Source organism: Segeticoccus rhizosphaerae (genome assembly GCF_009192725.1).
Lineage (GTDB): Bacteria > Actinomycetota > Actinomycetes > Actinomycetales > Dermatophilaceae > Segeticoccus > Segeticoccus rhizosphaerae.
Map to the genome: position 1 here is coordinate 1 of NZ_VOHR01000106.1, position 11,158 is coordinate 11,158.

An 11,158-nucleotide genomic window follows, 5' to 3' on the forward strand; every position below is an offset into this window, starting at 1 on the left:
TGTCCCGACGGCACGACACCCGGCGCGGGGTCGCTGGTCTGGGCCGGGCCCTGCCCGTTCCCCGCGCCGGGTGTCGTGCCGTCGGGACCGTCCTGGGTCGCCCCGGGGGCGTCCTCGTCCTCGGCGCCCTCGCGGCTCTCGTGGCGGTCGGGGTTGTCCTGGTCTCGCTGGCGTCGCTGCTGGCTGAAGTCGGGGTAGTAGCTGCCGTGCCCGACGCCCATCTGGCCGGCCAGGTCGGCGCCGATCGCGGCTCCCTTGGTGCCGATCGTCTGCATCGCCCCGACCCCGGCGGCGCCGACCGGCCCGAAGGCCCCGGCCAGTGCCTTGGTGAACCGTCCGCCGCCAGCGTCCTGCCCGGAGGATTCGCCCTGCGAGGTGCCGTTGCTGTCTGCCGTCGAGGCGGCCGGGGATCCTTCCGCGGGGCTAGACGAGCCGGACGGGCCGGACCCGCCGGTCAGCACTCCCTGGATCCCGCCGTGGCTGGCCAGGCCCGCTCGTAGCGCGGCGCCGGAGGTGGTGCCCGGGTCCACGAACGCCAGCAGCCGGAACAGCGCCAGCGGTGCGAAGCAGCTGATGCAGATCAGCACCACAGAGGGGATCGCCGTCCCGACTGCCGTCTCGATCGAGTCCGCCTTCCCGGCTGCCACCCCGGTGGCTAGCTGGGTGCCCAAGCCGAGGACCAGGACCATGACGATCGGGGTCAGCGCGGCCGCGTGGAACCAGCGCAGGCTCTTCCAGAACCACGGTCGGCCCACCTCGGACACCAAGCCTGCGGCGGTGATCGGTGTGGCCGCGGCGAGCACGAGCAGGGCTGCGGCTCGGGTCAGCAGCACCAGGATGTGCCCGATGGCCGCCAGCCAGAGGAAGCAGCCCAGTCCGCCCAGGACGGTGGCGACCACCGCGTCGGAGACGTCGCTGGCGTCGAGCTGGCCGAACGGGTCGAACCCGGCCCAGGAGTCGATCTTCAGCAAAGATTCCATCAGGGCGTGGGTCAGGCCGGTGCAGGCGGTCATCACCGCGACGCCCCAGCCGAGCCACGCGCACCACACCAGCCAGAACTGGCCGGCGCCCAGCAGGGCGGTGGCCAGGGTCTTGCCCTCGCGTCGGATCGCGGCCGTGCCCAGCTGGACCATCAGCATGACCAGCACCAGGGATCCGGCGATCCAGAAGGTGTACCGGTAGACCGCCGCGCCGGGCCCGTTCTCGCTCAGGTCCGGGGTGAGCCAGCTGTCCGCGAGGTGCAACACCCAGCGCAGCACCCACAGCCCGGCGCTCCAGACCGTGAGCATGGCGGCGGTCCACGCGTCCGCGGCGACCTTGGTCGCTGCTCCCGCCAGCGACGAGAACGGGTTGGGGATGGGCAGGTCGGTGGGCATCACGCGCCCTCACCTGCCGTGGTCCAGGTCCGCCAGCCGGCCTTCTTGCTGATCTGGCTGCCGGGCCAGGTGGACGGCGCCGGTGCCGCCGGCGGCCCGGGGGCGATCATCCACCGCCCGCCCCGCCAGCCCATCGCCTCGCAGTAGCCGTAGCCCATCCGCGATTCCCGGTCGACGGTGGCCCGCACCTCCACCAGCACGCAGGCCAGCACCCAGTCCGGGCCGTCGGTCCCCTTCACCAGGGCAGCCTGCGGGGTCACCACGACCGTGCTGGTCGGGTCCAGCGTGTCGCCCATCCGCGCGGCGCCGAGGAACGCCTGCACGTTGCGGGTCAGCGGCCAGCCGGCCACCCCGGTGCCGCCGGGCAGGGCCCACTGGCGGTGGATGCTGTTGGTCTGGCGAATGCTCATCGCCTGCAGCACCGCCTGCTCGATCGCGGCCAGCTGACCCACGGCACCCTGGGGGGTATGCGGGAAACCGGTCGGCACCTGCGCCGGCCCCACCGTAGTGGCGGCCGGAATCCTGATCGCCGGTCCCGGGACGGCGGCCGGTTCGCTCGGCAGCGCGGCGTCGGCGGGGACCTGCATCATCGGTGCAGCGGCTACCTGGTCCCGGTGCTGTTTGCCTCGTTGCTGCGTGGCGAACGCGTGCGGATCGGGTTGCCGGGTGGCGACGTCGGGGCCAGGCCGGAGCAGGAAGTAGACCGCGAAGCCGAGCCCGACCAGCACGGCCAGGACCGCGGCCACCCCGCCGGCCAGCACCGCCAGGAGCCGGCCACGACCCCACGCCTGCCCGCCCTCGACGCTGATCGACATCAGATGCAGCCCTGACCCATCATCGCGGTCAAGACGCCCGGCAGGACCAGGTAGCCGATGACCGCGACGAAGACGACCACGATGCCGATCATCGAGACCTTGCTGGCGTGCGGCATCGCGAACACCCGTCCCCCGACGACTCCGCCGATGCCGACGATGATCCCCAAGAAGAACAAGATCCCGACCCCCCACAGCACATACCCCTGGATGTCCTGGACCGGCTGCGCTGCTCCGGGCGGCGCCTTCGGGCAGACCTTGGCGGCCAGCGTGGTCACCCGCGCCGCGGCCTGGTCCATGACGTTGCTGTTCATCGTGTTCCCTTCGTGGTGATGCCCGGCACCAGCCGAAGCAGCTGCGCCGCCGCGTCCAGCAGCGGTCTGGGCAAGGGGTCTCCGGTCAGCCCGCGGACAGCGAGGCCGGAGTCGAGCGGGGTGCACACCAGCCGCTGCTCGCGTTCGAGGCTGCGGGTCAACGGGCCGGCGCTGTGCCGCACCGCTTTGGGCCAGCGCCTGGGAACCGGGCCACGAACCGCAGCCACGACCGGGACCTCGCCCAGCAGGTCGAGCGCCACCTCCAGGCGGCGCAGACCCGGGATGGTGGCCGTCGCCGTGAGCACAACCGGGTTCCCGGCTCGCACCACGGTTGCCATCCAGCCGGGCGTGGCCAGGACCTGGCCCATCTCCCAGGCCACGTCCAGCACCGTCGCGGTCGCGCCGTCGTCCGCGGGCAGGAGCTCAGGGACCTCGTCGAGGGTGGTCAGCACCTCGCCGACGCGCTCGAGGACGACCTGGTCGCGGGTGCCGCGGATCCAGCTGCCGCTGGCGCCCAGTTCGGCGGCGGCTGCTGCGGCCAGTCCCGTCAATGTGCGCGAGGCGCACTCGACCACCCGGGCTGGTACGCCGATCGCCGTCGCCAAGGCCACGGCCAACGTGGTCGCGCCGCTGGATCCACCGCAGCCCAGTACCGGCAGGACGGGTTCGACTCCTCCCGACCCGACCGCGCTGGCCGGGTCGGTGGCCGCTCGTTCGGCCGCGGCGGGAGTGCGCACGGTGTGCGGGCGGAACTGCCCGGTCTGCACTGCGGCCCAGGCGCGCTTCAGCTCCTCGACCGAGACGGCACGCCGCTCGGTGATGGTCTGGCTCACGCCGTCTCACCCCCGAGCCCAGCGCGTCGGTAGTCGATGGCGGCCCGCAGCTCGGCGGCCGTCAGGTCCCTCAGCGCCGCCTTGGCCTGCTGCACCTGGTGCAGGTGTGCCACGGACCCGTCGATCTGCCGGATCACCTCGGCCTCGCGGCCGACCACGTCAAACAGCCGCGCGATCTCCGCAAGGCTGCGCCGGTCGGGATCCCCCACGGGTTGCTTCTTGGCCACTGTCATCACCTCTACCGACCCAAGGCGCGTCGCGCCGGGCTGGTGATCACCCCTCATGCCGGAACCTGAAACTGACCACTCTTGGATGCGGCTGACAGCGCCGCGATGGCCAGCCCCGCACGCCGGCGGACCGTCGGCCGGGACAGGCCCCACTGCCGGGCGACCGGCCCGGTCACCTGGTGGGCCATCAGGCCCGCCCCGGAACGCGTAACCCGCGGGATCGAGGCCCGGGCGGCCGACTTGACCAGGCACAACAGCAGGGCACGGTCATCACCGCTGATGACGTCGTGGTCGCAGGCCCACTCCAACAGGTCCAGCAGCTCGCCCTCCGAGTCCACTGACAGTGGTTCCTTCAGCGGCTGGTGGTAGGCCCAGAAATGGTTGGTTGGATCCACCGACGTCGTCCTGCTCCAGGTCGGATCGGTCCGCGTCAGCTGCGAGGCGGCGTCGCACTCGCGCAGCACCGCCGACCGGGTGTCGTGCAGGATGTTCGCGGCCACCTTGCGCCGTCGTCGCCACGGGAAGGTCCGCACCTGGATCCACAGCTGGCCGGCGACGACCTGGTCGATGTCACGGGTCAGCGTGCGCAGCCTGTTCGCCAGGACCGTGGCGCCCGGCACCAACGCCCGGGCCAGCATCCCGGCCGCGGCCAGGTCGGCATCAGCGTCCGCAGACGCCAGCGTCGCCAGAGCCAACAACACCTCATCCGCGTCGGCCTCGCCGGCTCGCCTCAGCCACTGCTGCAGGCTCGCGGCGTCGGCGGCCATGGCGAGCTCGGGATACCGCGCACACCAGCCTTCCCATTGCCGGTCGGCGCGGACCAACACTTGGCTGTGCTGCCCCACCCCAAGGTGCTCGGCGATGCTCATCTCGGATCCCTCCTGCCGTTCGGACACGGCAGGACCCTCGCCCTCGCACGTCACCGACTACGTCCCCCCACAGCGGGGGTGCGCACCCTCCGCGGGCCCCACAGGGGAGGGGGAACGTGCGTTGACCTGCAGAAATGCTCCGCACCCCAACTCGGCTGGATAAGTTGGCCGGGAAGCGGAAAGACGGCCCTGAAGGTCGGCGAAGAAGGGGTGATCCCGCATGGTTCCCACCCGGCAGGCGACCGACCTCGCAAGTCAACAAACGGTCGGCTAGTCCGAAAAACGAAGGTGACCACGCGTGGGTGAGCGCCCGCTGGCCGGCAAGGGTTTCAGTGGTCGAGGCGGTGTTGATCAGGCGACGGGTTCGAGGGTGACTTTGTAGCCGAGGGCTTCCAGGCGACGGATGTGGTTGTATTCGCGCTCTGCCGGGTGTCGTAGAAGTCTCAGCCGAGGTCGACAAACTCGGTGGTGGGTCTGAGAGCAGATGCCAGACGATGGTCAGGATGGAGCGGCCGACGGCGACCAGTGCGCGCTACTTGCCACGTCGGCGGGCGAGGCGTCGGTAGCGTTCCCCGAGGAAGGTGTCGGTCTTGGCGGCCGAGACGGCGGCCTGACCCAGCACAGCGGCGAGGTACCGGTTGCCGTGGCCGGTGGCGCCCGTGCCCTTCCTACGGCCGGCGGACTCCTTGATCCCGGGAGCGAACCGGGCCCAGGAGGCCAGGTGCGCGGGCGTCGGGAACCGGGACATGTCCACCCCGATCTCGGCGATGATCACCCGGGCGGCGGTCGGGCCGATCCCGGGGATCTGGTCGAGCCGGTCGAACGCCTCAGCGAAAGCGGCGATCTCCGCCTCGATCCGCGCATCCTGGGCGGCGACCTTCGCCTCGATCTAGTCGATCCGGGCGAGCATGCTGGCCAGCAAGAACGCGTGACAAGCGCCTCTTCCATCTGCGGGAACTTGACGCGCATCCGGGCCCGGGCCAGCTGGGCGAGGACCTTGGGGTCGCGTTGCCCGCCGATCAGCGCGGCCATCATCTGACGCCCGGAGACCCGAGGATGTCGGTCGCGGCCACGGACAGCTTGATGCACGCGTCCTCCAACAGCTTCTCGACCCCGTTCTTCTCGGCGGACGCGTCGGCCACCAACGCCACCCGATACCTGGTCAAGTCGCGTAACCGACGGATCCCGGCCGGCGGCACGAAACTAGGCCGGATCATCTGGCGTTCGGCGACCTTGCACAACCACACCGCATCGAGCCGTCTTGGGCCGTCCGGGCAGGTGCTTGACGTCCTTGGCGTTGACCAGCCACGCGTGCAGCCCGCGGGCCTCCAGCAGGTAGAACGGGGGGCTTCCAGTAGTCACTGGTGGCCTCCACCACCACCCGGGTCACCCCCAAGTCCAGGAACCGGTCGGCCAGCTGCTGCAGCGACCGGGTCATCGTGGAGTACGTGACCACCTCCTGCACCGGCTTGGACTTGCCCGGCGGGCCGGGGATCCGCACACAGCACACCAGCTCGGCCTTATCGATATCTAGCGCTGCCACTCGCTGGATCTTCGCGTGTTCCGCGGGAACACGCAGACGTCCAACGTAATACGCGATTCGCGTAAGAGGAGCTACTCTGGTCACATGAGAGACAGTGATGAGCCGAGCTTCGAGACGGCCCGTCTCAGAGCCCTGTCAAAGACGGTCTTCGGGCAGGCGTATCGCCTTGAGGTGATGCTTGCCATCGCCGACGACCCGGACGGTCTTGTGACCTTGACTGACCTCGCAGCCACGATAGGCACCGCGCCAAGCAACGTCCAGAAGCCACTCCAAGCCCTCGTGGAGGCACAACTGTTGGTGGACTGCCCCCGGGGTAGTGACCGGCGTCGCTTCTTGCTCCGTCGCCCCAGCGCTGCATGGGACTGGGCGCGAGAACTTTCCGCGCTTGTCCGACCCGAACCGCAGACTGAATACATGACCTCATCTGACACACCAGCTGGGACCCAAGAACCTCAAACCAATCAGAGAACTTCTCAGATCACCTTCACCGCTCGACCCGCCGGTGCTAGTGTCCCGCTAGCCATGGATCAACGCCCGGGCCATGCTGGCAGCCTCCAGCGTGGGACAGGCGAGGAGGACTAGTGAACGTGTACGCACGACCCCTAGATCGCGCTGAATGGAACGCCACGGTAGGACAGAAGGCCCAGATCGCCAGCGCCTCGTCAGCCGTGTCCGCTTTGATCACAGCGCTCCTGCGGAACCGCGACGCTGTGGTTGGGCCCGCTCTTCACCGGGAGACAACCTTAGTCTTCGGGTGGTTGGAGGACCTGAACACGCGGCGGTCAAACGCGAAGGCGCTCTCTGACCTCATTGACGATGCAAAAGCGCCGAGTGACCACTTCGGGCCAGCGAGCCTCATTGTTCGCGCCATGGCTGAGACACCTTCGCCTGATGACTCCGCAACTGAACGGGAACGCATCATTGAGGATACGCTCGCCAAATTCCTCGGCGCGCGCAGTGGCATCAGCACCAAGGATGAGACTGTTCGCGTCGTGGACCCAAAAAAGGCAGAAACGTTGGCTGCGCAGCTTGATAGGATCTCAAACACTTTAGTAGAAGACGCATATGAAATGGACCGTGAGCAAGATCAGCAATATGCCGCAATCTGATCTTCCCTACTAGCGACTTCTATGCAGCAATACAGGGGTTTGCTGAGAGCGGCGCAAAATGCCGATGCTGCGCTGAATGATATCAGTCGCGCAATAGAGGGTAGCCGGCTACCCCAAAGGGAGGACCTAGGGGGGATATTTAGGCTCGCCTCACCCGGGGCGGACGAGACGACCCTCGCGGGGAAGATCCGCGCATATCTCGACGAGGTTAAACAGGCTGGCAGCGAGATGGCCGCGCCAGACCTATCAGGCTATTCGCTAGCCTTAGGAAGGCTCGAAGATGCCCTGGTGGAGATCCGTAGAGCCGTTCGATACGCTGAGTCGAATAGCGGCTTTCATTGGTGGATTAGACAACGCCTGTCCGAGCTCGGGGTTGATGGGCTCCACGTCATCACCAAGCCAGGCAGCAGCCGCACCTTCAAAGCAGAAACAAGATCGTCATTTCTTACGATGCTGGAGAGCGTCCAAAGCAAAATATACTTCACGCCCAACTTCTTGGCGACGGCTGGTACCTTTAGGCTCCTGTCGGTCCCTTACAGAGACGGCACTCAAGGCCGTTGGCATCCAATCAGCTTGGGGCACGAACTTGCGCACTTGCGCTATGACAATGATTGGATGAAGAAGTTTCTTTCCGTGCAAGGTATCGACGTAAACACGCCAGAGGGCGTTCAGCAGGTCGTCAGGACGGCTAGGGAGAGAGTGAAAGATCCCACCGCCGCTTGTGAGCCGTGGTACATGATCGTTATCGCCTGGCTAGTTGAAACCGCGTGTGACGCCGTAATGTTTCACTACTACGGCACATGCGGAGTTAATGCTCTTCGATCCTATCTTGAGGTTCACAGCCCCCCGAAATGGTCCGAATCGCACCCCTCACCTCAGATGCGCCTGTGGGTTTTGGAGCATCGAGAGCCGAACCCGAAACTCTCAGGCTTTCTTGACAGTAGCCTACATTCTTTAGAGCGGTTGCGCGTACAGGCGTATCAACACTTCGCACCATTGGTGAGAGATGCCGTGATCGGAGAGTTGTCGGGAGAGCACCTCAAAGAGGCCGTGCGCCAGACCGTTGCTGCAGACGCGCGAAAAAGGCGTGGGCGAGGGGAACCGCCTATTAGTAGCGATTGGGACGCAGCCAGCGCCGTCTCGTCCCCCTCATCAGTAGAGTCGGGTCTGGTCGCGAGTCTGTGGGTCGAAGGTGACCCAGTGTCACCCGACGGCGCCCCTTTGCAGGGCGATGTAGTCGAGGAGGTGGCGTCTTGGGAACGTCGCGTTCAGCATGCTGTTGACTTCCTCCAGTTCCAGCATCGATTTCTGTCGCAGGTTTCGCTTGAATACAGGGAATCAGATCCTGATGATTTCGAGGTGACGAATGCGTTCCATGTTTCTCTTGACGGTGTGCGCGCGGACGAGCGTGCCACAGGGCGTCCGTCGCGAGACGTCCGACTCGGGCGTCATTTCATCGTCTTCAGGCGGAATTCTGCGGTTTCGCTCAATGCAGTGTCCGGAAAGGGTTCGAGAGGAATTCAAGAGATGGTAGAGGTGGGATGGGGAGAACCTTTCGTTCTTCATCCACAAGAGATGGTGCTAGCCGTAACTCTTGAGTCAATTTTGATGTCGGATGATTGCAATGCACAAGTGCTATCGCGATCTTCTCTGGGTCGGATGGGCCTACTTTCTGCAACCGCAGTAGAAGTGCAGTCGGGATTCAGAGGCTGTCTCACGCTTGAATTGGTAAACCTTACTTCGATCCCGCTGGAGATCACGCCGGGGCAACGGGTGGCACAGATCGTCCCGGCGGCAATCTGCGGGCAGCCACACCGGTATGACGGAAAGTACCAAAACCAAGATTGGCTGCCACGGTATAGTGAAGGAATCAAGGACAAAGAACTCAAAATTATCGGGAATTTGCGGGAGCGCGAATGAGACTCACTGTTGAAATTGAAGAGGCGGCTGCTGAAGAAGGTCCGCGATTACTCGATGAAGTGACGGGGTGGGAGGACGTGAAGACGGACCTGCCAGAAGGCTCGGAAGGCGGGTTCATCACTGAAACACTGTTCGCCGTCGCATTGGTGATTGCTGCAGTATCAAATGGTGCGTTGACGTTGGCGCGTACAGTTAAGTACATTCAAGACAATTTCCATCGCGCGGTGCTTGTGGACCTCACCGGCGATGAGCCTAAGGTGACTGGTCTTCCTGGAGGTCCGGGAATGCGGGGCCGAACTTGGGTGAAGGGGCGAGACGGGCAGGTCGAGTTGGAGCCCAATCTACAAGCTCCCCAATTGGTGGACGAACTGAAGTCGTTGATGCCGAGGAGTGGATCGTGAAGTTGCAGGGTTCTCGGCCTGCGCCCCTTTGATAGCTTGATATGTGAGATGGTCGTCGTCGCAGAGGCCGGAATGCTCTCCGCGGTGAACTTGACCGCGCTCGATGAGGCGGCTCTGCGCCAGATCGGTTGTACGCCGTCCGACACGGCCGGGCTGATCCACGCTCACCGCATCCAGCAAGCGGCCCTGCTCAGTAGGCAATTGGCGCCCTCTGTTCGAAGATCCCCGGTCGCCCTCAAGCACTCTTCGCTGGCGCTTTCGGCAATCAGCTCGCGGCGCGGTCGGGGTCGAGCCAGTCGCGGTTGCGGATGATCTCTTGGGTGCGTGCGGACAGTTCTGTCGGAGCCTGGTCGTCGTCGGATCGGTTGCACACGTCGTCGCGCAGGATGCGTCCGGCTTCCCCGTGGTGGCCTTCGGCTGCGGCGACGGCCACGAGGTCGAGTCTGGGGATGTCCTCGTGCGGTGCAGCCAGTGCGGCCAGCTCCGCGGCGCTACGTGCCTGGGGCAGGTCCCCGGCCTGGAGGGCTGCGGTGGTGATGGTGTGGGCGACGTCGACGACGGCGCACAGCATGTGCTGGTCGAGCCGGTCGCCTTCGGAGAGCCAGGACCACCCGCCAGGGCGCAGCTGGTCGAAGGGTGTCCCGCCGACCAGGGTCATCGCGCGCCGCAGGTCGACCAGGCCGTCGGCCCCGCGTGCTTCTGCGCGGGCCCGGAGACGGCGGAACAGGTCGGCGTCGACGAGCAGGTCCTCGACCTGGTAGACGCCGATCCCGCGGCTCTTGGCGGCTGCGGACTCGCGGGCGTTGGGCAGGTGCTTGGTGCCGGTGCGGGGGTTGATGCCGAGCCAGTCGCGGACCATCTTGATGTCGGTGCGGGCGCGGCCGCCCGTGATGCCGAAGGCGTCGGCCAGCTGGGCCGGTGTGGCGCCGTGGGGACGGGTCGCCAGGTAGGCCAGCAGTTCGGTGGCGTAGGGCTTGCGTTTGGCGACAGCGACCGCCTCCCCGCGGGTGCGTGCGCCGACGGGCCCGAGCAGGGTGAGCCGCGGCAGCGTGCAGTCGTCGCTGAACCAGGCGGCCACGTCGTCGTCGAGGGTGGGGTCGGCGGCCTCGAGGTCGTCCCGGACCTGGACCGGGACGTGGGGTGCCAGGGCCTGCAGGTCGTCGGCGGTGGCGGCCGCGACAGCGAGGTAGTCCTCGTCGGGCGCGTCCAGGAGGCTGCCTGTCTCCTGGTCGTCCTCGGTGTCGTCGGAGCGGGCGTGGTCGCGCGGTCGGGTGTGCTCGTCGCGCAACGCGCCGGCGGCGTTGGTGAACGACCGCCATCCGTCGGGCTCGTCGGGAACGGGGATCTCGGTGTCGTCCAGGTCCTCGCCCTGGGCCAACAGGGCTGCGCAGCCTCGGGCTTCGTCGCTGGTCAGTCCGACGGCGATCAGGTCCAGCCCGGCGGCCGGCAGGGTGACCCGCCCATTGGCGGTGACGCGGATGGTCGTGTTAGTTCCCTGCTCGTCGCCGCCGACCAGCACTATGGCGGTGCCGGTTTGGCCGGGGTGGTCGTGTACCAGGTCCACCAGTTGTCGCAGCTCGTCGTGGCCGGCGTGGTCGGTGTGTTCTGCGTCGTCGATGAGCAGCAGCCGCGCCGGCCAGACGTCGTCGCCTGCGCCGTGGCCTCGGGCGGTGGGCACGTCCACCCCGACGGCGGTCGCGCGGTCGATGACCGCGACGGCGTCGGCCAGCGCTTCGTTGGCCACGGCGGCGGAG

15 protein-coding genes are annotated in these 11,158 nt (G+C 66.9%); 5 read left to right on the forward strand and 10 right to left on the reverse strand.

From position 1 onward, the window contains the following. The 7 genes from FRW57_RS10445 to FRW57_RS24435 form a co-directional block, all read right to left on the reverse strand. On the reverse strand, positions 1-1,379 hold a 1,379-nt coding region (locus tag FRW57_RS10445), incomplete at its 3' end, for a hypothetical protein (protein WP_152185959.1). Then, on the reverse strand, positions 1,376-2,191 hold the full coding sequence (locus FRW57_RS10450) for a hypothetical protein (RefSeq protein WP_152185960.1): 816 nt from the start codon (positions 2,189-2,191) through the stop codon (positions 1,376-1,378). The genes FRW57_RS10445 and FRW57_RS10450, both read right to left, overlap by 4 nt. Beyond that, positions 2,191-2,502, reverse strand: coding sequence for a hypothetical protein (locus FRW57_RS10455; RefSeq protein ID WP_238999389.1), 312 nt, complete (start codon positions 2,500-2,502; stop codon positions 2,191-2,193). The genes FRW57_RS10450 and FRW57_RS10455 overlap by 1 nt, the downstream gene beginning before the upstream one ends. Continuing rightward, positions 2,499-3,335, reverse strand: coding sequence for a hypothetical protein (locus FRW57_RS10460; protein WP_152185961.1), 837 nt, complete (start codon positions 3,333-3,335; stop codon positions 2,499-2,501). Before FRW57_RS10460 ends, FRW57_RS10455 begins: the two co-directional genes overlap by 4 nt. Beyond that, positions 3,332-3,562 carry a hypothetical protein gene (locus FRW57_RS10465; protein WP_152185962.1) on the reverse strand — a complete coding sequence of 77 codons (231 nt, stop codon included), beginning with the start codon at positions 3,560-3,562 and terminating at the stop codon, positions 3,332-3,334. The genes FRW57_RS10460 and FRW57_RS10465 overlap by 4 nt, the downstream gene beginning before the upstream one ends. 53 nt (positions 3,563-3,615) lie before the next feature. After that, positions 3,616-4,458, reverse strand: coding sequence for a hypothetical protein (locus FRW57_RS10470; protein WP_152185963.1), 843 nt, complete (start codon positions 4,456-4,458; stop codon positions 3,616-3,618). A 505-nt stretch (positions 4,459-4,963) separates the two neighbouring features. Continuing rightward, positions 4,964-5,206: a transposase gene (locus FRW57_RS24435; protein ID WP_238999390.1), complete on the reverse strand. Its 243-nt coding sequence runs from the start codon at positions 5,204-5,206 to the stop codon at positions 4,964-4,966. On the opposite strand from FRW57_RS24435, the gene FRW57_RS24440 reads away from it, so the two are divergent. Then, entirely contained in the window at positions 5,178-5,324 is a 147-nt protein-coding gene (locus FRW57_RS24440; RefSeq protein WP_238999393.1) for a hypothetical protein, read from the forward strand. The genes FRW57_RS24435 and FRW57_RS24440 overlap by 29 nt on opposite strands. Positions 5,325-5,462: 138 nt before the next feature. Here FRW57_RS24440 and FRW57_RS24445 read toward each other — a convergent pair whose 3' ends face one another. Both FRW57_RS24445 and FRW57_RS24450 read right to left on the reverse strand, forming a co-directional pair. Then, positions 5,463-5,648, reverse strand: coding sequence for a hypothetical protein (locus FRW57_RS24445; protein ID WP_238999391.1), 186 nt, complete (start codon positions 5,646-5,648; stop codon positions 5,463-5,465). Continuing rightward, complete coding sequence (locus FRW57_RS24450; protein ID WP_238999392.1) at positions 5,635-5,793, reverse strand: hypothetical protein; 159 nt, start codon at positions 5,791-5,793, stop codon at positions 5,635-5,637. The genes FRW57_RS24445 and FRW57_RS24450 overlap by 14 nt, the downstream gene beginning before the upstream one ends. 355 nt (positions 5,794-6,148) lie before the next feature. Here FRW57_RS24450 and FRW57_RS25070 point away from each other — a divergent pair, with 355 nt between their 5' ends. From FRW57_RS25070 to FRW57_RS10495, 4 genes are all read left to right on the forward strand, one after another. Further along, complete coding sequence (locus FRW57_RS25070) at positions 6,149-6,556, forward strand: MarR family transcriptional regulator (protein ID WP_420853244.1); 408 nt, start codon at positions 6,149-6,151, stop codon at positions 6,554-6,556. A gap of 176 nt (positions 6,557-6,732) precedes the next feature. After that, positions 6,733-7,083 carry a hypothetical protein gene (locus FRW57_RS10485; RefSeq protein ID WP_152185965.1) on the forward strand — a complete coding sequence of 117 codons (351 nt, stop codon included), beginning with the start codon at positions 6,733-6,735 and terminating at the stop codon, positions 7,081-7,083. Positions 7,084-7,698: 615 nt separating this feature from the next. Next, entirely contained in the window at positions 7,699-9,003 is a 1,305-nt protein-coding gene (dcd, locus tag FRW57_RS10490; protein ID WP_162529333.1) for a dCTP deaminase, read from the forward strand. Continuing rightward, positions 9,000-9,404 carry a hypothetical protein gene (locus FRW57_RS10495; protein WP_152185967.1) on the forward strand — a complete coding sequence of 135 codons (405 nt, stop codon included), beginning with the start codon at positions 9,000-9,002 and terminating at the stop codon, positions 9,402-9,404. The genes dcd and FRW57_RS10495 overlap by 4 nt, the downstream gene beginning before the upstream one ends. Positions 9,405-9,669: 265 nt before the next feature. Here FRW57_RS10495 and FRW57_RS23175 read toward each other — a convergent pair. Then, a partial coding sequence (locus FRW57_RS23175) for a hypothetical protein (RefSeq protein WP_476748652.1) occupies positions 9,670-11,158 on the reverse strand: 1,489 nt, incomplete at its 5' end.

Bases quoted from the DNA above. Each gene is read 5' to 3' on its own strand.
- FRW57_RS10450 (WP_152185960.1), bottom strand. From the start codon at position 2,191: ATGTCGATCAGCGTCGAGGGCGGGCAGGCGTGGGGTCGTGGCCGGCTC.
- FRW57_RS10455 (WP_238999389.1), bottom strand. From the start codon at position 2,502: ATGAACAGCAACGTCATGGACCAGGCCGCGGCGCGGGTGACCACGCTG.
- FRW57_RS24440 (WP_238999393.1), top strand. From the start codon at position 5,178: ATGTCCACCCCGATCTCGGCGATGATCACCCGGGCGGCGGTCGGGCCG.
- FRW57_RS24445 (WP_238999391.1), bottom strand. From the start codon at position 5,648: ATGATCCGGCCTAGTTTCGTGCCGCCGGCCGGGATCCGTCGGTTACGC.
- FRW57_RS25070 (WP_420853244.1), top strand. From the start codon at position 6,149: ATGCTTGCCATCGCCGACGACCCGGACGGTCTTGTGACCTTGACTGAC.
- dcd (WP_162529333.1), top strand. From the start codon at position 7,699: ATGAAGAAGTTTCTTTCCGTGCAAGGTATCGACGTAAACACGCCAGAG.
- FRW57_RS10495 (WP_152185967.1), top strand. From the start codon at position 9,000: ATGAGACTCACTGTTGAAATTGAAGAGGCGGCTGCTGAAGAAGGTCCG.